Annotated in this window: 20 protein-coding genes and 1 pseudogene; 18 read left to right on the plus strand and 3 right to left on the minus strand. The window is 67.8% G+C overall.

Translation table 11 applies throughout. The features are described 5' to 3' along the window. Positions 1-52: 52 nt before the first annotated feature. The 6 genes from rfbB to DMX10_RS09030 are packed head-to-tail and all read left to right on the plus strand — an operon-like array spanning position 53 to position 6,621. The gene (gene rfbB / locus DMX10_RS09005; RefSeq protein WP_111260764.1) at positions 53-1,117 is read left to right on the plus strand and encodes a dTDP-glucose 4,6-dehydratase; all 1,065 of its coding nucleotides are present in this window, start codon (positions 53-55) and stop codon (positions 1,115-1,117) included. Next, on the plus strand, positions 1,114-1,986 hold the full coding sequence (rfbA, locus tag DMX10_RS09010) for a glucose-1-phosphate thymidylyltransferase RfbA (protein WP_111260765.1): 873 nt from the start codon (positions 1,114-1,116) through the stop codon (positions 1,984-1,986). The genes rfbB and rfbA overlap by 4 nt, the downstream gene beginning before the upstream one ends. Next, positions 1,983-2,528, plus strand: a complete 546-nt coding sequence (gene rfbC, locus DMX10_RS09015) for a dTDP-4-dehydrorhamnose 3,5-epimerase (RefSeq protein ID WP_111260766.1) — start codon at positions 1,983-1,985, stop codon at positions 2,526-2,528. Before rfbA ends, rfbC begins: the two co-directional genes overlap by 4 nt. Beyond that, the gene (rfbD, locus tag DMX10_RS09020; RefSeq protein WP_111260767.1) at positions 2,525-3,391 is read left to right on the plus strand and encodes a dTDP-4-dehydrorhamnose reductase; all 867 of its coding nucleotides are present in this window, start codon (positions 2,525-2,527) and stop codon (positions 3,389-3,391) included. Before rfbC ends, rfbD begins: the two co-directional genes overlap by 4 nt. 48 nt (positions 3,392-3,439) lie before the next feature. Beyond that, positions 3,440-5,251 carry an ATP-binding protein gene (locus DMX10_RS09025; protein ID WP_111260768.1) on the plus strand — a complete coding sequence of 604 codons (1,812 nt, stop codon included), beginning with the start codon at positions 3,440-3,442 and terminating at the stop codon, positions 5,249-5,251. Then, a complete protein-coding gene (locus tag DMX10_RS09030; RefSeq protein ID WP_111260769.1) occupies positions 5,248-6,621 on the plus strand; it encodes a sigma-54 dependent transcriptional regulator in 1,374 nt (457 codons plus the stop codon). The genes DMX10_RS09025 and DMX10_RS09030 overlap by 4 nt, the downstream gene beginning before the upstream one ends. Positions 6,622-6,916: 295 nt before the next feature. Here the strand turns inward: DMX10_RS09030 and DMX10_RS09035 are convergent. Further along, positions 6,917-7,255 (minus strand): annotated as a pseudogene (locus DMX10_RS09035) (DUF5064 family protein); the annotation flags it as partial. 387 nt (positions 7,256-7,642) lie between these two features. On the opposite strand from DMX10_RS09035, the gene arcD reads away from it, so the two are divergent. The 5 genes from arcD (at position 7,643) to DMX10_RS09060 (ending at position 14,725) form a co-directional block, all read left to right on the plus strand. Further along, positions 7,643-9,070, plus strand: coding sequence for an arginine-ornithine antiporter (arcD, locus tag DMX10_RS09040; protein ID WP_111260771.1), 1,428 nt, complete (start codon positions 7,643-7,645; stop codon positions 9,068-9,070). A gap of 18 nt (positions 9,071-9,088) precedes the next feature. Beyond that, the gene (gene arcA / locus DMX10_RS09045; protein WP_111260772.1) at positions 9,089-10,339 is read left to right on the plus strand and encodes an arginine deiminase; all 1,251 of its coding nucleotides are present in this window, start codon (positions 9,089-9,091) and stop codon (positions 10,337-10,339) included. A 108-nt stretch (positions 10,340-10,447) separates the two neighbouring features. After that, positions 10,448-11,458 carry an ornithine carbamoyltransferase gene (locus DMX10_RS09050; protein WP_111260773.1) on the plus strand — a complete coding sequence of 337 codons (1,011 nt, stop codon included), beginning with the start codon at positions 10,448-10,450 and terminating at the stop codon, positions 11,456-11,458. 135 nt (positions 11,459-11,593) lie between these two features. After that, positions 11,594-12,523 carry a carbamate kinase gene (arcC, locus tag DMX10_RS09055; protein WP_111260774.1) on the plus strand — a complete coding sequence of 310 codons (930 nt, stop codon included), beginning with the start codon at positions 11,594-11,596 and terminating at the stop codon, positions 12,521-12,523. Positions 12,524-12,817: 294 nt separating this feature from the next. Continuing rightward, on the plus strand, positions 12,818-14,725 hold the full coding sequence (locus DMX10_RS09060) for a beta-ketoacyl synthase (protein ID WP_111260775.1): 1,908 nt from the start codon (positions 12,818-12,820) through the stop codon (positions 14,723-14,725). 72 nt (positions 14,726-14,797) lie between these two features. Here DMX10_RS09060 and cysQ read toward each other — a convergent pair whose 3' ends face one another. Both cysQ and nudE read right to left on the minus strand, forming a co-directional pair. After that, positions 14,798-15,616: a 3'(2'),5'-bisphosphate nucleotidase CysQ gene (cysQ, locus tag DMX10_RS09065; RefSeq protein ID WP_111260776.1), complete on the minus strand. Its 819-nt coding sequence runs from the start codon at positions 15,614-15,616 to the stop codon at positions 14,798-14,800. Next, positions 15,613-16,179: an ADP compounds hydrolase NudE gene (gene nudE, locus DMX10_RS09070; RefSeq protein ID WP_111260777.1), complete on the minus strand. Its 567-nt coding sequence runs from the start codon at positions 16,177-16,179 to the stop codon at positions 15,613-15,615. The genes cysQ and nudE overlap by 4 nt, the downstream gene beginning before the upstream one ends. A gap of 132 nt (positions 16,180-16,311) precedes the next feature. Between nudE and yrfG the strand changes: the two genes are divergently transcribed. From yrfG to DMX10_RS09105, 7 genes are all read left to right on the plus strand, one after another. Then, a complete protein-coding gene (gene yrfG, locus DMX10_RS09075) occupies positions 16,312-16,974 on the plus strand; it encodes a GMP/IMP nucleotidase (RefSeq protein ID WP_043240479.1) in 663 nt (220 codons plus the stop codon). A gap of 16 nt (positions 16,975-16,990) precedes the next feature. Next, positions 16,991-17,878 carry a LysR family transcriptional regulator gene (locus DMX10_RS09080; protein WP_111260778.1) on the plus strand — a complete coding sequence of 296 codons (888 nt, stop codon included), beginning with the start codon at positions 16,991-16,993 and terminating at the stop codon, positions 17,876-17,878. Positions 17,879-17,975: 97 nt separating this feature from the next. Beyond that, positions 17,976-18,821, plus strand: a complete 846-nt coding sequence (fdhD, locus tag DMX10_RS09085) for a formate dehydrogenase accessory sulfurtransferase FdhD (RefSeq protein WP_111260779.1) — start codon at positions 17,976-17,978, stop codon at positions 18,819-18,821. Next, the gene (locus DMX10_RS09090) at positions 18,818-21,139 is read left to right on the plus strand and encodes an FdhF/YdeP family oxidoreductase (RefSeq protein WP_111260780.1); all 2,322 of its coding nucleotides are present in this window, start codon (positions 18,818-18,820) and stop codon (positions 21,137-21,139) included. The genes fdhD and DMX10_RS09090 overlap by 4 nt, the downstream gene beginning before the upstream one ends. A gap of 413 nt (positions 21,140-21,552) precedes the next feature. Continuing rightward, positions 21,553-22,038: a YMGG-like glycine zipper-containing protein gene (locus tag DMX10_RS09095; protein WP_111260781.1), complete on the plus strand. Its 486-nt coding sequence runs from the start codon at positions 21,553-21,555 to the stop codon at positions 22,036-22,038. A 137-nt stretch (positions 22,039-22,175) separates the two neighbouring features. Beyond that, on the plus strand, positions 22,176-22,574 hold the full coding sequence (locus DMX10_RS09100; protein WP_111260782.1) for a hypothetical protein: 399 nt from the start codon (positions 22,176-22,178) through the stop codon (positions 22,572-22,574). A gap of 59 nt (positions 22,575-22,633) precedes the next feature. After that, positions 22,634-23,236 (plus strand): nucleotidyltransferase family protein, encoded by a 603-nt coding sequence (locus DMX10_RS09105; protein ID WP_236208404.1) that lies wholly within the window; start codon positions 22,634-22,636, stop codon positions 23,234-23,236. Positions 23,237-23,245: the final 9 nt, after the last annotated feature.

Below are 23,245 nucleotides of genomic sequence, written 5' to 3' on the forward strand. Positions count from 1 at the left end.
GAGAGTCCACCGCCACGCTGGATATAATCGTTTCATTTTTCCGGATTCGAACATGCGCATCCTCATCACCGGCGGAGCCGGCTTCATTGGCTCCGCACTCGTCCGGCATCTGCTGGTCCACACCGATCACGAAGTCCTCAACCTCGACAAGCTGACCTATGCCGGCAACCTCGAGTCCCTGACCAGCGTCGCGGACAACCCCCGCTACCAGTTCCTCAAGGCCGATATCGCCGACAGCGCCGTCGTAGGCGCCGCCCTGCAGCGCTTCCAGCCCGACGCCATCATGCACCTGGCGGCCGAGTCCCATGTCGACCGCTCCATCGACGGCCCGGCCGAATTCATCCAGACCAACATCGTCGGTACCTATGCGCTGCTGGAAAGCACCCGCGCTTACTGGTCCGGACTGGATGCCGAGCGCAAGGCCGCCTTCCGCTTCCATCACATCTCCACCGACGAGGTGTATGGCGACCTGCATGGCGTGGACGACCTGTTCACCGAGACCACGCCCTATGCGCCCAGCTCGCCCTACTCGGCGAGCAAGGCGGCGTCCGATCACCTCGTCCGCGCCTGGAACCGCACCTACGGCCTGCCGGTGCTGCTGACCAACTGCTCCAACAACTACGGCCCCTATCACTTCCCCGAGAAGCTGATCCCGCTGATGATCCTCAATGCCCTCGAAGGCAAGCCGCTGCCGGTCTATGGCGACGGCCTGCAGGTGCGCGACTGGCTGTTCGTCGAGGACCACGCCCGCGCCCTGGTCGAAGTCGTCACCCGTGGAGTGGTCGGCGAGACCTACAACGTCGGCGGCCATAACGAGCAGAAGAACATCGATGTGGTGCGCGGCATCTGTGCGCTGCTGGAAGAGCTCGCACCCGCCAAGCCCCAGGGCGTCTCCCGCTTCGAGGAGCTGATCACCCATGTGAAAGACCGCCCGGGGCACGACCTGCGCTACGCCATCGACGCCGGCAAGATCGAACGCGAGCTGGGCTGGAGGCCTCAAGAAACCTTCGAGACCGGCCTGCGCAAGACGGTGCAGTGGTACCTCGACAACCTGGAGTGGTGCCGCCGCGTACAGGACGGCAGCTACCAACGCGAACGCCTGGGAGCCCAAGCATGAAAGGCATCATCCTCGCCGGGGGCTCCGGCACCCGCCTGCACCCCATCACCCTCGGCGTGTCCAAGCAGCTGCTGCCGATCTACGACAAGCCGATGATCTACTACCCCATCTCCGTGCTGATGCTCGCCGGCATCCGCGAGATCCTGATCATCTCAACCCCCCAGGACCTGCCCCAGTACCGCAACCTGCTGGGTGACGGCAGCCAGTTCGGCGTGCGCCTAAGCTACGCCGAGCAGCCTTCACCGGATGGCCTCGCCCAGGCCTTCCTGATCGGCGAGGAATTCATCGGCGGAGACCCGGTCTGCCTGATCCTCGGCGACAACATCTTCCACGGCCAGCACTTCACCGAAAAGCTCAAGCGCGCGGCCGAAGGCAGCAAAGGCGCGACCGTGTTCGGCTACTGGGTCAACGACCCGGAGCGCTTCGGCGTCATCGAGTTCGATGCCCAGGGCCAGGCCATATCCATCGAGGAAAAACCCGCCAAGCCCAAGTCCAGCTACGCCGTCACCGGACTGTACTTCTACGACAACGACGTCATCGACATCGCCAAGGCGGTTAAGCCCTCCCCCCGCGGCGAGCTGGAAATCACCGACGTCAACAACGCCTACCTGCAACGTGGTGACCTGCGTGTCGAGAAGCTCGGCCGCGGCTTCGCCTGGCTCGACACCGGCACCCATGACAGCCTGCTCGAAGCCTCCCAGTACGTGCAGACCATCGAGCACCGCCAGGGCCTCAAGGTCGCCTGCCTGGAAGAGATCGCCTTCCAGAACGGTTGGATCGACAAGACGCTGCTGCTGGAACGCGCCAAGGCCTTCGGCAAGACCGGCTACGGCCAATACCTCTACAAGCTGGCAGGGGAACTGGCATGAAGGCCATCGCCACCGAACTGCCGGAGATGCTGATCCTCGAACCCCGCGTCTTCGGCGACGAGCGCGGCTTCTTCTTCGAGAGCTTCAACGCCCGGGCCTTCGAAGAGGCCACCGGCCTCAAGCGGGAGTTCGTCCAGGACAACCACTCGCGCTCGCAGAAGGGCGTGCTGCGGGGCCTGCACTACCAGCTGCAACAGGCCCAGGGCAAGCTGGTGCGGGTCACAGCCGGCGAGGTGCTCGACGTCGCTGTCGACGTGCGCCGCAGCTCGCCGAACTTTGGCCGCTGGGTCTCCGTGCACCTGTCTGCCGAGAACAAGCGCCAGCTCTGGATCCCGGAAGGCTTCGCCCACGGCTTCGTGGTGCTCAGCGAGTTCGCGGAGTTCCTCTACAAGACCACCGACTACTACGCCCCGGCCCACGAGCGCTGCATCCGCTGGGACGACCCGACGCTGGCCATCGACTGGCAACTGAGCGAAGCGCCCCAGCTCTCCGCCAAGGACCAGGCCGGCCTGAGCCTCGCAGAGGCCGACGTATTCCCATGAAGATCCTCATCACCGGCCACAACGGCCAGGTCGCCCGCGAACTGCAACTGGCTCTCGCCGACCGGGCCGAACTGCTGGTCCTGGGCCGCGACCGCCTCGATCTTGCCGACAGCGAGGCCATCCGCCAGCGGGTCCGCGCCGAGCGCCCCGACCTGATCATCAACGCCGCCGCCCACACCGCCGTGGACCAGGCCGAGAGCGAGCCCCAGGCCGCCTTCGCCCTGAATGCCAGCGCCCCCGGCGTGCTGGCCGAAGAAGCCGCCGCCCTGGGCGCGCCGCTGATCCACTACTCCACCGACTACGTCTTCGACGGCAGCAAGCCCGCCCCTTATGACGAGGACGACCCAACCAACCCGCTGGGCGTCTACGGCCGCAGCAAGCTGGCCGGGGAAGAGGCGATCCGCGCGGTGGGCGGTGCGCACCTGATCCTGCGCACCAGTTGGGTCTACTCCCTGCACGGGCGCAACTTCCTGCTCACCATGCAGCGCCTGCTGCAGGAGCGCGAACACCTGCGCGTGGTGGACGACCAGATCGGCGCACCCACCTGGGCCGGCCACATCGCCGCCGCTACCGCCACGCTGATCCAGCGCTGGCAGGACGGCCGCCAGGCCTGGGGCACCTATCACTTCAGCGCCGGCGGCGAGACCTCCTGGTTCGGCTTCGCCAGCGCCATCGCCGACGCGCTCAAGGCCGAGGACAAGCCCAGCGCCCGCCTGGAGCCCATCCCCAGCAGCGCCTACCCGACGCCGGCCCAGCGGCCACTCAACTCGCGGATGGACGGCAGCAAGCTGCTGCGCGACTGGGACGTCGCCCTGCCCGACTGGCGCCAGGGCCTGGACGAGTGCCTGCGTCACCCTCGCTGAGTCCGCCGGTGTCATAATGCGCCGCATCCCCGGCGCATTCCGACACCCATGACCGCCAACGCCCTCCCCTATCGCCCCCGCTGGCGCAGCCTCGTCCTGCTGGCCCTGGTCCTGGCGCCCTTGCTGTGGCCGGCCCACCACCTGGCCGAGCGCTACTACAACCAGGCCCTTGCCGAGCAGAACCGGCAGACCCTCGACCTCTACGTCGCCAACCTGCTGGGCACCCTGCGTCGCTTCGAAGTACTGCCGCCGATCCTCGCCGACCTGCCCGCCCTGCGCAGCCAGCTGGCCGAGCCGCACGACCCGACGCGCCTGGAAGCCGCCAACCGGTTGCTGAGCGAGGTGCGCGAGGAGACCGGTGCCGACGTCATCTACCTGATGAATCCCCAGGGCATCACCCTCAGTTCCTCCAACTGGGACAAGGCGGACAGCTTCATCGGCCGCGACTTCGCCTTCCGTCCCTATTACCGCGAGGCGCTGCAGGGCCGTCAGGGGCGCTTCTTCGGCCTCGGCACCACCTCCGGCAAGCGCGGTTACTTCTACGCAAGTCCCGTGCGCGAGGGCCAGGCGGTGATCGGCATACTGGTCGTCAAGGTCGATCTGGACGATGCCGAATCGCTCTGGGGCAATACCCCGGAACAGCTGCTGGTGACGGACTCCAACGGCGTCGCGATCATCACCTCGCGCCCGCAGTGGCGCTTCCATGCCACCCGTGAGCTGGACAACGCCGAACGCGCAGCCATCGCCGCCAACCAGCCCTACCCGACCCAGTCCCCCGAGCCCATCCGCCTGCGCCCCGGCGAGTGGATCACCCAGAGCCGCGAGCTCCGTGAAACCGGCTGGACGGTGAGCATCCTCGCGCCGCAGGTCCTGGTCGACCGCCAGGTGCGTACCACCGACGCCATCGCCGCCGCCACCCTGCTCGCCCTGCTGCTGCTGCTCGGCCTGATGATGCAGCGCCGCCGCCACTACCTCGACCGCATCGCCCTGGACACCCGTGCCCGCCGCGAACTGGAGCAGCGCGTGCAGGAGCGCACCCAGGACCTCGAAGCCCTCAACAGCCGACTCAAGGTCGAGGTGCTGGAGCGCGAACAGGCCCAGCAGGAGCTGGTGCGCGCTCAGGACGAAGTGGTGCAGGCCGGCAAGCTCTCCGCCCTCGGCACCATGTCCGCGAGCATCAGCCACGAACTCAACCAGCCGCTGGCCGCCATCCGCAGCTACGCCGACAACGCCGGCGTGCTGCTGGACCACGGGCGCTATGACGATGCCCGCGGCAACCTGCGGCAGATCAGCGAGCTGACCGGACGCATGGCCTCGATCATCGCCCACCTGCGCGCCTTCGCCCGGCGCGACCGCCACGCACCGGAGAACGTCGCCCTGCAACCGGCGCTCGACGATGCCCTGGCGCTGCTGGCCAAGCGTCGCCGGGCGATGGAGGTGGAACTGATCCGCGACATGCCCGAGGCCCAGCTCTGGGTCCAGGCCGGTGAAACCCGCCTGCGCCAGGTGCTCGGCAACCTGCTGGCCAACGCCCTCGACGCCCTGGGCGAGAAGCCGCAGCCCCGGCGTATCTGGCTCAGCGCCGAAGCCCATGCCGAAGGCGTGACCCTGACCCTGCGCGACAACGGCCCGGGCTTCAGCCGCGAAGCCCTGCAGCGCGCGCGCGAGCCCTTCTTCACCACCAAAACCAGTGCCCAGGGCCTGGGCCTCGGCCTGGCCATCTGCGACAGCCTGATCCGTGCCCTCGGCGGCGAACTGCTGCTGGCCAACCACCCCGAAGGCGGCGCCCTGCTGACCCTGCACCTGCGCTCGGCCATCCCCGGCGCCAACCCCCTCTCACCCGAGGACCATTCCGCATGACCCAGCCACTCGAAGCCGGCACCCAGGTCCTGCTGGTCGATGACGACCCGCACCTGCGCCAGGCCCTGAGCCAGACCCTCGACCTCGCCGGCCTCAAGGTCGCCACCCTGGGCGACGCCAAGGGCCTGGCCGCGAACCTGCCCGCCGACTGGCCGGGCGTGGTGGTCAGCGACATCCGCATGCCCGGTGTCGACGGCCTCGAACTGCTGCGCCAGCTTCACGAACGCGACCCCCAGCTGCCCGTGCTGCTGATCACCGGCCACGGCGACGTACCCCTGGCCGTGCAGGCCATGCGCGCCGGTGCCTATGACTTCCTGGAGAAGCCCTTCGCCAGCGAAGACCTGCTCGACAGCGTGCGCCGCGCCCTCGACCTGCGCCGCCTGGTGCTGGAGAACCGCAGCCTGCGCCTGGCCCTCTCCGACCGCCAGCAGCTCAGCGGCCGCCTGGTGGGCCAGTCGACCGCTGCCCAGCGCCTGCGCGAGCAGATCGGAGCCCTCGCCGGCACCAGCGCCGACGTGCTGATCCTCGGCGAGACCGGCGCCGGCAAGGAGGTGGTGGCCCGCGCGCTGCACGACCTGTCCGCGCGCCGCGACGGCCCCTTCGTCGCCATCAACGCCGGCGCCCTGGCGGAGTCGGTGGTGGAGAGCGAGCTCTTCGGCCACGAACAGGGCGCCTTCACCGGCGCGCAGAAGCGCCGCATCGGCAAGTTCGAGTACGCCAACGGCGGCACCGTATTCCTCGACGAGATCGAGAGCATGAGCCCCGACGTGCAGGTCAAGCTGCTGCGCCTGTTGCAGGAGCGCGTGGTCGAACGGCTCGGTGCCAACCAGCTGATCCCGCTGGATATCCGCGTCATCGCCGCCACCAAGGAAGACCTGCGCCAGGCCGCCGACCAGGGCCGCTTCCGTGCCGACCTCTACTACCGCCTCAACGTCGCCAGCCTGCGCATCCCGCCGCTGCGTGAACGCGGCGAGGACATCCTCCTGCTGTTCCAGCACTTCGCCGAAGCCGCCGCCGCGCGCCACGGCAGCCAGCCGCGCACGCTGGACAGCTCGCAGCGTGCCCTGCTGCTGACCCACGATTGGCCCGGCAACGTGCGCGAACTGCAGAACGCCAGCGAGCGCTTCGCCCTCGGCCTCGACCTGGCCCTGGACAACGGTGCGCCGGAACTGCCCAGCAGCAGCGGCGGCCTGAGCGAGCAGGTGGAAGCCTTCGAGCGGGCACTGATCCTCGCGGAGCTGGCCAACCCGCACAACTCCATGCGCAGTCTCGCCGAGGCCCTGGGCCTGCCGCGCAAGACGCTGTCGGACAAGCTGCGCAAGCACAACCTCAGCTTCGGTGGCGGAAATCCCGCCGACGAGCAGGACTGATAGGCGGACTTCCGCTCAGATCGGAGCCGCTCCCCGGGCCGAAGCCAGCAATCCCGGCGCCCACCGGCACTGGCACAGGCCTTGCTCCGTACACCGCATCTCAATGCCAAGGCATTGAACCAGGGCATCCCGCCTCCCCGGGATGCCTGCCCGCAGCGGCCACAAGCCGCCACCGGGTTTCTTTCCCCAGCGCAGCCTCGGTCCTCCCCGGCCCTGGCGGCAGGCGGCGGACCATCAGCCCGTCGTCTTCCACGTCGAACCCGGCCCTCGCGCCGGGTTCGTCGTATCTACCCGGTCAAAGCGACCTGTCGAGAAGAAAGCGCGCGAGGTCCACCGGCATTCCCGGCGCAGCGTGCAATTGCCTGCGCAGGTCGGCGAAGACCCGCTCGTAATCCCACGCATGCCCGCAGTGATCCGCAAATCCATGCCGTCGCAGGCGCCGGCAGGCGCTCTGCAGCACGTTGTAGGCGACATCGCCATGCAACGCGAAGCGTTCATGGAGACCGCGCCCGGTCACCTCACCTCGCAGGTCGACGTGCACGTAGGTTTCGCGATCACGCTGCCGGAGCTGGTATTCCATGTCGACCAGACAGCCAGGGCAGGGCCCTGCCCTGGCCCGTCTGACGGCCAGGTGCCCAGGTCGAAACGTGCTCCATCCACCTTATGGAAAGTTGATGTAGGAAACTTCCAAGTTAGTTGGCTTATATCCATTCGAAATCAAGTGAAACTTGAATAATTCCAATATAAGCAAATGGCATTTGGCCATGTTTCTTACAACAAATTCTTACAGCTTGAACTGTCACAAAAACCAACTAGTTTGAACTGGGCGCCGCCTGGGATGGCTTGCCGACCCCCTATTCTGCTCATTCCGAGCATGCCTCCGAAGCCGCCACGCCCCCTCCGAAATCTGTAAGGAAATTGTCCCGCGCGGATTGATAGCTAGCTATTGACCTACGTCATAACTCTTCCCCGAAAGGAAGAGCCAACTAAGCACAGTTCCTACTCCTACTGGAGGTGCAAGATGTCAGACTCCACCCAAAAACTCCGACTAGGCGCTTTGGTGGCGCTGGTAGTTGGCTCCATGGTCGGCGGCGGTATCTTCTCGCTGCCGCAGAACATGGCAGCCAGTGCCGATGTCGGCGCCATCCTCATCGGCTGGGGCATCACCGCCGTCGGCATGCTGACCCTGGCCTTCGTCTTCCAGACCCTGGCCAATCGCAAGCCCGATCTCGACGGCGGCGTGTACGCCTATGCCAAGGCCGGCTTCGGCGACTACATGGGTTTCTCCTCGGCCTGGGGCTACTGGATCAGCGCCTGGCTGGGCAACGTCGGCTACTTCGTCCTGCTGTTCAGCACCCTCGGCTACTTCTTCCCGATCTTCGGCGAGGGCAACACCCCGGCGGCCATCATCGGTGCCTCGGTGGTGCTCTGGGCCGTGCATTTCCTGGTGCTGCGCGGGATCAAGGAGGCAGCCTTCATCAACCTGGTGACCACGGTCGCCAAGATCGTGCCGCTGTTCCTGTTCATCCTCATCTGCCTGTTCGCCTTCAAGCTGGACATCTTCACCGCCGACATCTGGGGCTCGATGAACCCCGAGCTCGGCAGCGTGATGAACCAGGTGCGCAACATGATGCTGGTCACCGTCTGGGTGTTCATCGGCATCGAGGGCGCGAGCATCTTCTCCGCCCGCGCCGAGAAGCGCAGCGATGTCGGCAAGGCCACCATCATCGGCTTCGTCACCGTGCTGCTGTTGCTGGTGCTGGTGAACGTGCTGTCGCTCGGCATCATGACCCAGCCTGAACTGGCCAAGCTGCAGAACCCGTCCATGGCGGCGGTGCTGGAGCACGTGGTCGGCCACTGGGGCGCGGTGCTGATCAGCGTCGGCCTGATCATCTCCCTGGTCGGTGCCCTGCTGTCCTGGGTGCTGCTGTGCGCGGAGATCCTCTTCGCCGCCGCCAAGGACCACACGATGCCGGAGTTCCTCCGTCGCGAGAACGCCAACCATGTGCCGGCCAACGCCCTGTGGCTGACCAACGCCATGGTCCAGCTGTTCCTCATCGTCACGCTGTTCAGCGCCAGCACCTACCTGTCGCTGATCTACCTGGCGACCTCGATGATCCTGGTGCCCTACTTCTGGTCCGCCGCCTACGCCCTGCTGCTGCCGATCCGTGGCGAGACCTACGAGACGGACGGCCGCGACCGCAACAAGGACCTGGCCATCGCCGCCGTCGCCCTGGTCTACGCCGTGTGGCTGCTCTACGCCGGCGGCGTGAAGTACCTGCTGCTCTCGGCCCTGCTCTACGCCCCTGGCGCGATCCTCTTCGCCAAGGCCAAGCACGAGCTCGGCCAACCCATCTTCACCAACGTTGAGAAGCTGATCTTCGCCGCCGTGGTCATCGGCGCGCTCGTGGCGGCCTACGGCCTCTACGACGGCTTCCTGACTCTGTAACTCGTAAGGAGACCTGCCATGTCCAAAGTCAAACTCGGCGTTCATTCCGAAGCCGGCAAACTGCATAAGGTGATGGTCTGCTCGCCTGGTCTGGCCCATATGCGCCTGACCCCCAACAACTGCGACGAGCTGCTGTTCGATGACGTCATCTGGGTCAACCAGGCCAAGCGCGACCACTTCGACTTCGTCACCAAGATGCGCGAGCGCGGCGTCGAGGTGATGGAGATGCACAACCTGCTCACCGACATCGTGCAGAACCCCGAGGCCCTGAAATGGATCCTCGACCGCAAGATCACCGCCAACCAGGTCGGCATCGGCCTGACCAACGAAGTGCGCTCCTGGCTCGAGGGTCTTGAGCCACGCAAACTCGCCGAGTTCCTCATCGGCGGGGTCGCAGGCTCCGACCTGCCGGACAGCGAGGGCGTCAGCGCGGTCAAGATGTACCGCGACTACCTGGGCCACTCCAGCTTCATCCTGCCGCCGCTGCCCAACACCCAGTTCACCCGCGACACCACCTGCTGGATCTACGGCGGGGTGACGCTCAACCCGATGTACTGGCCGGCGCGACGCCAGGAAACCCTGCTCACCACCGCCATCTACAAGTTCCACCCCGAGTTCACCAACGCCGAGTTCGAAGTCTGGTACGGCGACCCCGACCAGGACCACGGCAGCGCCACCCTCGAAGGCGGCGACGTGATGCCCATCGGCAATGGCGTGGTGCTCATCGGCATGGGCGAGCGCACCTCGCGCCAGGCCATCGGCCAGTTGGCCCAGTCGCTGTTCGCCAAGGGCGCGGCACAGAAGGTGGTGGTCGCCGGCCTGCCGAAGTCCCGCGCGGCCATGCACCTGGACACCGTCTTCACCTTCTGCGACCGCGACCTGGTCACGGTCTTCCCGGAAGTGGTCAAGGAGATCGTCCCCTTCATCCTGCGCCCGGACGAAAGCCGCCCCTACGGCATCGACATCCGTCGCGAGGAGAAGAGCTTCATCGACGTGGTCGCCGAGTCCCTCGGGCTCAAGCAGCTGCGCGTGGTGCAGACCGGCGGCGACAGCTTCGAGGCCGAGCGTGAGCAGTGGGACGACGGCAACAACGTCGTCTGCCTGGAGCCCGGCGTGGTGGTCGGCTATGACCGCAACACCTACACCAACACCCAGCTGCGCAAGGCCGGTGTCGAGGTGGTGACCATCAGCGCCAGCGAACTCGGCCGCGGCCGTGGCGGTGGCCACTGCATGACCTGCCCGATCCTGCGCGACCCGATCGACTACTGATAGCAAAAAGCCGAACCCCGGCGGCCGCCACCCGCGGCCGCCCGCCCCGCCAGCCACGAGCTGTTCTGACGGGGCCTGGATTCCGACCTGCCCAAAAGGAGAAAGACCATGGCTTTCAACATGCACAACCGCAACCTGCTCAGCCTGATGCACCACAGCACCCGCGAGCTGCGCTACCTGCTGGACCTCTCCCGCGACCTGAAGCGCGCCAAGTACACCGGCACCGAACAGCAGCACCTGAAACGCAAGAACATCGCGCTGATCTTCGAGAAGACCTCCACCCGCACCCGCTGCGCCTTCGAGGTCGCCGCCTACGACCAGGGCGCCAACGTCACCTACATCGACCCCAACTCCTCGCAGATCGGCCACAAGGAGACCATGAAGGACACCGCCCGCGTGCTCGGGCGCATGTACGACGCCATCGAGTACCGCGGCTTCAAGCAGGAGATCGTCGAAGAGCTGGCCAAGTTCGCCGGCGTCCCGGTGTTCAACGGCCTGACCGACGAATACCACCCCACCCAGATGCTCGCCGACGTGCTGACCATGCGCGAGCACAGCGACAAGCCGCTGCACGACATCAGCTACGCCTACCTGGGCGATGCCCGCAACAACATGGGCAACTCGCTGCTGCTGATCGGCGCCAAGCTGGGCATGGACGTGCGCATCGCCGCACCCAAGGCGCTGTGGCCGGAGGACGACTTCATCGCCCAGTGCAAGCAATTCGCCGAGGAAAGCGGCGCGCGCATCACCATCACCGAAGACCCCAAGGCGGCGGTCAAGGGCGTCGACTTCATCCACACCGACGTCTGGGTCTCCATGGGCGAGCCGGTGGAAGCCTGGGGCGAGCGCATCAAGCAGCTGCTGCCCTATCAGGTCAACGCCGAGATGATGAAGGCCTCCGGCACCGCGCGGACCAAGTTCATGCACTGCCTGCCGGCCTTCCACAACAGCGATACCAAGGTCGGCAAGCAGATCGCCGAGCAGTATCCGCAACTGGCCAACGGCATCGAGGTGACCGACGACGTGTTCGAGTCCCCGGCCTGCATCGCCTTCGAGCAGGCGGAAAACCGCATGCACACCATCAAGGCGATCCTGGTCTCGACCCTCGCCGACGTCTGACTCCAGGTCGCCACAGGGGCGCTGGCTTTGTCGGCTGCGTTGCGCGCCATCGTCCCCTGTGGCTTCCCGGAATGTCCCTGATATCGGAGAAGGAGCAGCCTATCGCTCCCTCTCCACCGCAACAGGAGAACAATCATGCGAATAGTCGTCGCATTGGGCGGCAACGCCCTGCTGCGTCGTGGCGAGCCGATGACCGCGGAGAACCAGCGCATCAACGTGCGCATCGCCGCCGAGCAGATCGCCAAGATCCAGCCCGGCAACGAACTGGTGGTCGCCCACGGCAACGGTCCCCAGGTTGGCCTCCTGGCCCTCCAGGGTGCCGCCTACACGGCGGTCAGCACCTACCCGCTGGACGTCCTCGGCGCCGAGACCGAGGGCATGATCGGCTACATGATCGAACAGGAACTGGGCAACCTGCTGCCCTTCGAGGTGCCCTTCGCCACGCTGCTCACCCAGGTGGAAGTGGACGCCAAGGACCCGGCCTTCCAGAAACCCACCAAGCCCATCGGCCCGGTGTACTCCAAGGAAGAAGCCGAGCGCCTGGCCGCAGAAAAAGGCTGGACCATCGCCCCCGACGGCGACAAGTTCCGCCGCGTGGTGGCCAGCCCCCGGCCCAAGCAGATCTTCGAGATCCGCCCGGTGAAGTGGCTGCTGGAAAAAGGCTCGGTGGTGATCTGCGCCGGTGGTGGCGGCATCCCCACGCTCTATGACGACAACGGCAAGCTCAAGGGCGTCGAGGCGGTGATCGACAAGGACCTGTGTTCCGCGCTGCTGGCCCAGCAGCTGGAGAGCGACCTGCTGGTGATCGCCACCGACGTCGACGCGGCCTACATCGACTGGGGCAAGCCGACCCAGAAGGCCATCGCCGAAGCCCACCCGGATGAGCTCGAACGCCTCGGCTTCGCCGCCGGCTCCATGGGGCCCAAGGTCCAGGCCGCCAGCGAATTCGCCCGCAACACCGGGCGCGTCGCGGTGATCGGCTCCCTCGCCGATATCGAAGCCATCGTCCAGGGCAAGGCCGGCACCCGCGTCAGCACCGCCAACCCGGGTATCAGCTACCGCTGAAGCCCAAACCACGGGGCCGTGCAAGCGGCCCCGGTTCCTCCCGCCCGCCCTCGCGACCACACCTGGCGCCCATGCACACGGGCAGTACCGATCAATCCTCAAGTGACTCGACGGTCAGCTGCCGCGTCAGGTTAGGCATTCGAATCTTTCGAGCTGCCACCTGGTTCGTACCCGGTGGCCGGACATCCCCGACGCGTCCCCTGGCCAGCCGCACCTGCGGCCATCATGGCCCCTCTTCACCGCGCTCGGCCCGGCCCCGGTCACGAAATGGTCTATTTGAGGAGTTCCCGCGTCATGTCTCGACTTCCGGTCATCGTTGGTTTCGGCGGCTACAACGCAGCGGGCCGAAGCTCGTTCCACCATGGCTTCCGCCGTACCGTGATCGAGTCCGTCGACGCCGCCGCGCGCCAGGAGACCCTGGCCGGCCTGGCGGTGATGACCAAGCTGGTGACCGTGGTCGATGGCCAGTACCTGGACGCCGACGGCGCGCCGCTGACCCTTGCCGACATCGAGTCGCGCTTCGGCGAACGCCTCCTCGCCTCCACCCTGGTGCGCCGCATCGAGAAGCAGCACCTGGACGTCGACGCCGCCCCCTGGCAGAAGAGCATCGGCGTCGCCGCCGAGCCGGGCTCCAGCATCCGCTTCGTCACCTCGCGCAAGCAGTTGCCCGAGCCGCTGCCGGCCAGTTGGTCGGTCGAGCCGCTGGAATCCGGCGAGGTGCGCGTCACCCTCACCGACGCCACCGAGTTCAAGGTCGAGAGCTTCCGCGCCCTGCCGGTCAAATCCGCCGGCCAGCTGCCCACCGGCTTCGAGCCGGGCGAGCTGTACAACTCGCGCTTCCACCCGCGCGGCCTGCAGCTGTCCGTGGTCGCCGCCACCGACGCCATCCGCTCCATCGGCCTGCCCTGGCAGCGCATCGTCGACCGGGTGCAGCCCGATGAAGTCGCGGTGTTCTCCGGCAGCATCATGAGCCAGCTCGACGAGAACGGCTTCGGCGGCCTGATGCAGTCGCGCCTCAAGGGTGGCCGGGTCACCGCCAAGCAACTGCCGCTGGGCCTGAACACCATGCCCGCCGACTTCATCAACGCGTACGTGCTGGGCAGCGTCGGCACCACCGGCAGCGTCACCGGCGCCTGCGCCACCTTCCTCTACAACCTGCAGAAGGCCATCGAGCTGATCGGCTCCGGCCGCGCGCGGGTCGCCCTGGTGGGCAACGCCGAGGCGCCGATCAACCAGGAATGCATCGACGGCTACGGCGCCATGGGCGCCTTGGCCACCGAGGACGGCCTGCGCCAGGTCGGCGGCCGCGAGGACGTGGACTTCCGCCGTGCCAGCCGCCCCTTCGGCGAGAACTGCGGCTTCACCCTGGCCGAGTCCAGCCAGTACGTGGTGCTGATGGACGACGCCCTGGCCCTGGAGCTGGGTGCCGATATCCATGGCGCGGTGACCGACGTCTTCATCAACGCCGACGGCTTCAAGAAATCCATTTCCGCCCCCGGCCCGGGCAACTACCTGACCCTGGCCAAGGCCGTGGCCAGCGCCACCCAGCTGTTCGGCAGCGAGACCGTGCGCCAGCACAGCTTCGTCCACGCCCACGGCTCCAGCACCCCGGCCAACCGCGTCACCGAATCCGAACTGCTGGACCGCGTCGCCGCCGCCTTCGGCATCGAGTCCTGGCCCATCACCGCGGTCAAGGCCTTCGTCGGCCACAGCCTGGCCACCGCCAGCGGGGATCAGGTGGTCTCGGCCCTCGGCACCTTCCGCTACGGCATCCTGCCGGGCATCAAGACCATCGACCGGGTCGCCGACGACGTGCACCAACAGCACCTGTCGATCTCCACCCGCGACCAGCGCATGGAGCAACGCAGCCTGGATATCTGCTTCGTCAACTCGAAGGGTTTTGGCGGCAACAACGCCAGCGGCGTGGTGATCTCGCCGCGCCTGACCGAGAACATGCTGCGCAAGCGCCATGGCGAGAAAGCCTTCGCCGCCTACTGCGAGAAGCGCGAAGCCACCCGCGCCGCCGCCCGCCAGTACGACGAGCGCGCGCTCAAGGGCGAGCTGGACATCATCTACAACTTCGGCAACGACCTGATCGACGACAAGGCCCTGGAAGTCACCGCCGAGGGCATCAAGGTCCCCGGCTTCGCCCAGCCGCTGCTCTACGGCAAGGACGAACGCTTCAAGGACATGCTCGACTGATCGTCACGAGGTAAGCGGGGTGGGAGGAACCCCGCGCCACCCTGCGTGATGGCCCGACAGGCGCGTTCCGGATCAATCCAGGGCGCGCGCCAGCTCCAGCAGCTCGCCACGCCACGCGGCTGCCGCCGGCAGGGCCAGGAAGGACGGGTTGAGGAAGGATTCGCGGGCGCCGTAGCCCAGCGGTTTGCCGGCCAGGTCGAGCACCTCGCCACCGGCGCCTTCCAGCACGCCCTGCGCGGCAGCGGTGTCCCACTGCGAAGTGGGCGCCAGGCGCGGGTAGCAATCCGCCGCCCCTTCGGCCAGCAGGCAGAACTTCAGCGAGCTGCCGATATTGGCCAGCTGCAATTCCCCGAAGCGCTCCCCCAGCCCGGCCAGCAGGCGTTCCTGCGCGGGGCTCGAATGGCGCTTGCTGGCCACCAGGGTGAAGGCTTGTGCAGGGGCCATACGCACCCTGATCGGTTCGCGCTCGCCCGCATCGATGCGCCAGGCACCCAGGCCGGCACCACCGAGGTAGCAGCGGCCCGTGACCGGCACGCCGACGACGCCGAAGACCACCCGCCCGCGCTCGATCAGCGCGACGTTGACGGTGAACTCCTCGGAGCCGGAAATGAACTCCTTGGTGCCATCCAGCGGGTCGACCAGCCACCAGCGCTCCCAGGCGGCGCGCTCGGCGAGCGTGATGTCCGCCGCTTCCTCGGATAGCACCGGGATGCCGGCATCCAGCGCTGCCAAGCCGTCGGCGAGGATGCGGTGGGCAGCCAGGTCGGCGGCGGTGACGGGGGACGCATCGGCCTTTTCGACCACGGCGACGTCCGCGCGCCAGAACGGCAGGATGGCCTGGCCGGCGAGGCCAACCAGCTCGATGACGGCGGGCAGCAGCGGATGGCTCATACGAGGAACTCCCCGCGCTGGCCCAGCAGGTCGCGGGCCAGGTAGAGCGCCGCCAGGGCGCGCCCCTCGCTGAACTGCGGGTGCTGCAACAGGCTGGAAATCTCGCGCAGGCTGACCTTCTCCACGCCCAGCGGCTCGGGCTCGTCGCCCGGCAGGCGCTCTTCGTAAAGGTCACGGGCCAGCACCACCTGGATCTTCTGGCTCATGTAGCCCGGCGACAGCGACAGCTCGGTCAGCAGCTCCAGCTTGCGCGCGCCGTACCCCGCCTCTTCCTTGAGTTCGCGGTCGGCCGCCACCAGCACGTCCTCGCCCGGCTCGATCAGCCCCTTGGGCAGCGACAGCTGGTAGTCGTCGGTGCCGGCGCAGTACTCCTCCACCAGCAGCACGTGCTCGGCGTCCACCATCGCCACCACCATCACCGCGCCATAGCCGGAGCCCTTGCCCACCAGACGCTCGTAGGTACGCTCGACACCGTTGGAGAAGCGCAGCTGCAGCTCCTCGACACGGAACAGGCGGCTGCTGGCGACGATCTCGCGAGCGAGCACGGTGGGCTTCTGACGCATAACGGAACTCCTTGGCATGACCGGCGGGTTATCATACCCCGGCTTTTCCGATTATCTGCGTAGGAGATTGCACGCCGACGACCGTCCAGGGTGCAATCGCGACAGCCCTCCCACCTACAGCCCCGGACACGCATGCCACAGCTCAACTGGTCCGCCATCGACACCGTCCTGCTGGACATGGATGGCACCCTCCTCGACCTGCATTTCGACAACCACTTCTGGCTGGACTACCTGCCCCAGCGCTACGCCGAACACCACGGCATCAGCCGCGAGGCGGCCGACGCCGAACTGGTGCCGCTGTTCAGGCACCACGCCGGCCAGCTCAACTGGTACTGCACGGACTTCTGGAGCCGCGAGCTGAAGCTGTCGATCCGCGACCTCAAGCGCGAGGTCGCCGACCTGATCGCCCTGCGCCCCGACGCCGACCACTTCCTCGCCGCCCTGCGCCGCGCCGGCAAGCGCGTGGTGCTGATCACCAACGCCCACCGTGACTCGCTGTCGCTGAAGATGGAACGGGTCGAACTGGCGCCCTGGTTCGATCGCCTGATCAGTTCCCACGACTACGGTTTCCCCAAGGAAGATCAGCAGTTCTGGCACGCCCTGCAGGCGGATTCGCCCTTCGACCCGGCGCGTACGCTGTTCATCGACGACAGCCTGCCGATCCTGCGCAGCGCACGGGCCTACGGCGTCGCCCACCTGCTGGCGGTGCTGCAGCCCGACAGCCGGGGTGCGCTGAAGGACACCGAGGAGTTCGCCGCGGTCGACGGCTACCGCGAACTGGTGGACGGGCTCTAGCCCGGCGGGAGCGACCATGGACATCAAGCAGCTCAAGTTCCTCGTCGCCCTCGACGAGACCCGCCACTTCGGCCAGGCCGCCGCGCGCTGCCACGTCACCCAGCCCACCCTGTCCATGCGCCTGCGCAGCCTGGAAGAGGAGCTGGGCCTGGAGCTGGTGCAGCGCGGCCAGCGCTTCGAAGGCTTCACCGATGCCGGCCAGCGCGTGCTCGCCTGGGCCCGCACCCTGCTTGCCGCCCATGACGGCCTGCACGCCGAGGCGGCCGCCTGCCGCGGCCACCTGGTCGGCACCCTGCGCCTGGGCGTGGTGCCCCTGGCCGGCTACGACCCCATGCGCCTGGTCCAGGCCTTCGCCGGGCAGCATCCCGACCTGCGCTTCCAGCTGTTCGCCCTCAGCTCCGAGCAGATCCTCGAACGCCTGGCACGCAACCAGCTCGACCTCGGCCTCTCCTACCTGGACCGCCTCGATCGCGAACACTTCGACAGCCTGGAAGTCGCCGACACCCGCATGGGCCTGCTGCACGACCGCCGCCACTTCGCCTTCGACGCCCCGCAACTCACCTGGGAGGCTCTCGCCGGCCTGCCTCTGGGCCTGCTCTCCGCCGGCATGCACTTCCGCCAGTCGATCGACCACGGCTTCCGCAGCCGGGGCCTCGCGCCGCAGCCGCGCCTGGAGACCGACGCCGTGCACCAGCTGCTGCAGGCGGTCAACGCCGGCCTGTGCTGCGCCATCATGCCGCTCGCCAGTGGCCTCGACGAACTCACCGAACACCTCGCCCTGCTGCCCATCGAGCACGCCCACACCCTGGCGCCGCTGGGGCTCATCCAGCGCCGCGGGCAACCCCGCTCCGCGCTGGCGGATGCCTGCTTCGAAGAGGCCCGCCGGCTGTTTTCCCCGACCTGATAGACACCGTCGATCACAGTATCGGCAATAGCGATTAGACGGACCCCGCCACCAGCGCCTAGGCTGCCTGTGTCAATCCGTCGCAGGGGCGCCACCCGTGCCACGCCAGCCATCCCTCCCCCCCGTCAACGACACCGAGCCCGTGACCCAGGCGCGGGGCTATGCCTATGCCGAACTGGGCGGCGCCGCCACGACCGGCGAGGGCCTGCTGGCCGAGGAGTGCGCCCTGGCCATCGCCTACAACGGCATCGGCCACGCGGTGATGATGGTCTCGCCCGCCGATCTGGAAGACTTCATCGCCGGCTTCAGCCTCAGCGCCGGTATCGTCGATTCGATCGATGACATCTATGACACCCGCCTCGGCGGCTGCGACGACGCCCGCCAGGCAGACGTGGAAATCGCCAACCGCGCCTTCTGGGCCCTGAAGGACCAGCGCCGCCAACTGGCCGGCACCACCGGCTGCGGCCTCTGCGGCGTGGAGGCCCTGGAGCAGGCCCTGCCCACCCTCACCGTGCTGCCTCCCCAGCCACTGCCCCCGGCGGAGCACCTGGCCGACCTGCGCCAGCGCATCGCCGCCAAGCAGGACCTCGGGCGCCGCAGCGGCGCCCTGCACGCCGCGCTCTTCGTCGACGCCAGCGGCGAACTGGCGCTGTGCCGCGAAGACATCGGTCGCCACAACGCCCTCGACAAACTCATCGGCGCCCTCCTGCGGCACAAGCTCGACCCGCGCGCCGGTTTCGCCGTGGTCACCAGCCGCTGCAGCCTCGAACTCATCCACAAGGCGGTGCGTGCCGGCCTCGGCACCCTGGTCAGCCTCTCGGCCCCCACGGCACTCACCGTGCAATGGGCGCGCCGGCACAACCTGAACCTGATCCACCTGCCCCATCACAGCGCGCCCCGGGTCTACAGCCCGGCGCCCCGGACAGAAGAAGTACAGCCATGAGCCTGCAACCCGTGCATCCCCGCTACAAGCCCTACAACGGCGCCGCCGCCGGCTGGGGCGCGCTCAAGAGCGTCGCTCACTTCTGGCTCGACAGTAAGCAGCCGTTCAAGAACCTGCGCGCCCTGCTCAAGACCAACCAGAACGGCGGCTTCGACTGCCCCGGCTGCGCCTGGGGCGACTCCCCCGAAGACGGCCGCATCAAGTTCTGCGAGAACGGCGCCAAGGCGGTGAACTGGGAAGCCACCAAGCGCCGCGTCGACGCCGCCTTCTTCGCCCGCTACAGCGTCAGCCAGCTGCGCGAGCAGAGCGACTACTGGCTCGAATACCAGGGCCGCCTGACCCAGCCGATGCGCTACGACGCCGCCAGCGACCACTACCTGCCGGTCAGCTGGGACGACGCCTTCGCCCTGGTCGCCAGCCACCTCAAGCGCCTGCCCGACCCGAACCAGGCCGAGTTCTACACCTCCGGCCGCGCCAGCAACGAAGCCGCCTACCTCTACCAGCTGTTCGTCCGCGCCTACGGCACCAACAACTTCCCCGACTGCTCGAACATGTGCCACGAGGCCAGCGGCGTGGCCCTCGGCCAGAGCGTGGGGGTCGGCAAGGGCAGCGTGACCTTCGCCGACTTCGAGCACGCCGACGCGATCTTCGTCCTCGGCCAGAACCCCGGCACCAACCACCCGCGCATGCTCGAACCGCTGCGCGAGGCGGTGAAGCGCGGCGCCCAGGTGGTCGCCTTCAACCCGCTCAAGGAGCGCGGCCTGGAACGCTTCCAGCATCCCCAGCACGCCCTGGAGATGCTCACCAACGGCTCCGCCCCGCTGAACACCGCGTTCTTCCGCCCGGCCCTGGGCGGCGACATGGCTGCCATGCGCGGCATCGCCAAGTTCCTCCTGCAGTGGGAGCGCGAGGCCCAGGCCGCCGGCCAGCCGGCGGTGTTCGACCACGCCTTCATCGCCGAACACACCGCCGGCGTCGACGCCTACCTGGCCGAGCTGGACGCCACCGACTGGGAACACATCGAGCGCCAGTCCGGCCTCGCCCTCGCCGAGATCGAACAGGCCGCGCGCATGTACCGCCGCGCCGAGCGCGTGATCATCTGCTGGGCCATGGGCATCACCCAACACCACCATTCGGTGCCGACCATCCAGGAAATCGTCAACCTGCAACTGCTGCGCGGCAACCTCGGCCGCCCCGGCGCCGGCCTGTGCCCGGTGCGCGGCCACAGCAACGTGCAGGGCGACCGCACCATGGGCATCAACGACCGCCCGCCGGCGGCCCTGCTCGACGCCCTGGAGAAGCGCTTCCAGTTCAAGGTGCCCCGCGAGAACGGCCACAACACCGTGGAAGCCATCAACGCCATGCTCGACGGCCAGGCCCGCGTCTTCATCGGCCTCGGCGGCAACTTCGCCCAGGCCACGCCGGACAGCCCGCGCACCCACCAGGCGCTGATGAACTGCGAGCTCACCGTGCAGATCAGCACCAAGCTCAACCGCAGCCACCTCACCGTCGGCCGCGACGCCCTGATCCTGCCCTGCCTCGGCCGCACCGACATCGACCACCAGGCCCACGGTCCGCAGGCGGTGACGGTGGAGGATTCCTTCAGCATGATCCACGCCTCCAACGGCCAGCTGGAGCCGCTGTCCCGCGAGATGCGCTCGGAGCCGGCCATCGTCGCCGGCATCGCCAAGGCCACCCTGGGCAACCACCCGGTGGACTGGGACGCGATGATCGCCAACTACGACCGCATCCGTGAGCTGATCGCCGACACCATCCCCGGCTTCGCCGACTTCAACCAGCGCGTGCAGCACCCGGGCGGCTTCTACCTGGGCAACTCGGCCGGCGCCCGCACCTGGAAGACCGCCAGCGGCCGTGCCAACTTCAAGGCCAACCCGCTGCCGGAGACCCTGATCCACGAACGCATCCGCGCCAGCGGCCTCAAGCCCGACCTGATCCTCCAGACCCTGCGCTCCCACGACCAGTACAACACCACCATCTACGGCCTCGACGACCGCTATCGCGGCGTGCGCGGCCAGCGCCAGGTGGTGTTCGCCAACGAAGCCGACATCCGGCGCCTGGGCTACCAGAGCGGGCAGAAGGTGGACATGGTCTCGCTCTGGGACGACGGCATCGAGCGCAAGGTCGAAGGCTTCACCCTGCTCGCCTTCGACATCCCCGCCGGCCAGGCCGCCGCCTACTACCCGGAAACCAACCCCCTGGTGCCCCTGGACAGCTTCGGCGTCGGCAGCCACACGCCCACCTCCAAGTTCATCGCCGTGCGCCTCCAGCCGGCGCAGGAAAGCGGGCGCATTCTCTGACCGTTCGGCACGCATCCCACCCTACGGCGGGCACGGAGCCTCCCGTAGGGTGTGCCGCGCGCACCTGCCCCCTCCGCGCTCGCACACAGGTCCAGGCACGCGATAGAAACGGTGCGAACGACGCAAACAGGTTGCATCGATCATGCGCATCGAAGGGCTGGGAAAAAGCGCAATCACCCCCACTGCAGGGGGCGCAAGGACAAGGCGCAATGCCATCAGGAAATGGCCTGGAAAAGGGCCGAAACGCAGTGCTGGAATAGGCCTCTGACACCGCCGGAACAGCCAAAATTCTTCAGCAAAAACAATTATTTAGAGATTGTGAAAAACCCTGCGCAATTCGTCGGGAGGCGCTTGTACGGCGCCGTTTCGCTGGCAACTATCGCCTCGTCCAAACCACAGAGGCTCTCCTCTCCATGAAGCACTCCTCGATCCTCCTTCTGTCTTTCTGCCTTGCCAGTGGCGGCGCCTTCGCGGGCGGCACCACCGAAGCCGGGGTGGGTGGCGCGCTGGGCGGGGTACTGGGCGCGGCCGTCGGTCAATCCATCGGTGGCAACACCGGCGCGGCCATCGGTGCCGGCGTCGGCGGGGCTGCAGGCAGCGCGGTCGGTGCCGACCGGCGCAACCGCACCGAAGCGGCCCTCGGTGGCGCCCTGGGCGCGGCGGGCGGCAACGTCATCGGCCGCCAGGTCGGCGGCAACACCGGCAGCCTGATCGGCGCCGCAGCCGGCGGCGGTGCAGGTGGCGCACTGGGCAACTACATGGGCAACGAGAGCCGCGACGACGACCGCGACGATCGCCGTCACTACGATCGCCGTGGCGATCGCCACGAACATGGCCGCGGCCACGGCTGGGGCCACCGCAAGCACAAGCACCGCCACCACCACGACTGGGATGACTGATCGCGACCGTTAGTCGCCAATCCCGGCCGATCGCATCCCCTCACAGAACTCCCGTAACACTCTCAGCCTCTTAATCTTCGAGGGCCACTTGCCACGCAGGCGAGCGGCCCTCGTCACCTTGCCTGGAGAAACACCCGATGCGCCTCACTCTTCCCGCCCTGGCCCTGAGCCTGCTCGCGACCCAAGCCGTGGTCGCCGGCGAAACCACCAAGAACGCCCTCGGCGGCGGCATCGGCGGTGCGCTGGGCAACGTGGTCGGCCAATCCATCGGTGGCAGCACCGGCGCCGCCATCGGTGCCGGCCTCGGCGGTGCCGCCGGTGGCGTGATCACCGCGCGTGACGGCAACAAGACCGGCGCCGCGCTGGGTGGCGGCCTGGGTGCCGCCGGCGGTTCGGTGGTGGGCGGCAAGCTCGGCGGCAGCACCGGCTCGACCCTAGGTGCCGGCCTCGGCGGCGCGGCCGGTGGCGCCATCGCCAGCGAGCTGGACAAGGACAGCGGTGGCAAGAAGCACCGCAAGCACAGGCACCGCGATTGAGCATCATGGAGCCACACGCCCAGCCTCCGCGTTGCACGCTGCGGGGGCCGGTGCTTCCGGTGGCTTACCGGAACCCCCTGCCCCACCTGCAGCGCTGGCTGCGCGGCGACGGCCAGCGCCTGCTGGCCCTGCGTTGCGTCGCCAGCCTGGGCCTGCGCGATGCCTGGCTGGCCGCCGGCTTCGTGCGCAACCTGGCCTGGGACCGGCTGCACGGCTACCGCGACGCAACGCCGCTGGCCGATCTCGACCTGATCCACTTCGACCCCCATGACCTCGACCCCGAGGCCGACCTGCGCATCGAACGCACCCTGCGCGGCATGACCGGGCACCTGCCCTGGTCGGTGAAGAACCAGGCGCGCATGCACCTGCGCAACGGCGACGCCCCCTACCGCGACAGCCGCGACGCCATGAGCCACTGGCCCGAAGTGCAGACGGCCATCGGCGTGCGCCTGCGCCCGGGCGGCGGCATCGAGATCATCACGCCCTTCATCCAGTCCGGCCTGCTCGACCTGCGCGTCACCCCCAACCCGCTGCACCCGCGCCAGGAAGCCTTCAGCGAACGCCTGCGGGAAAAAGGCTGGCTGCAACGCTGGCCGCGGCTGCAGGTGGACACGGCGCCCCTGGGTTGCCTGCTGCATAGCAGCCACTTCGACGAAACCTGAAAGGCGCGC

It is taken from the genome of Pseudomonas sp. 57B-090624, assembly GCF_003234055.1.
GTDB classification, from domain to species: Bacteria; Pseudomonadota; Gammaproteobacteria; order Pseudomonadales; family Pseudomonadaceae; genus Metapseudomonas; species Metapseudomonas tohonis.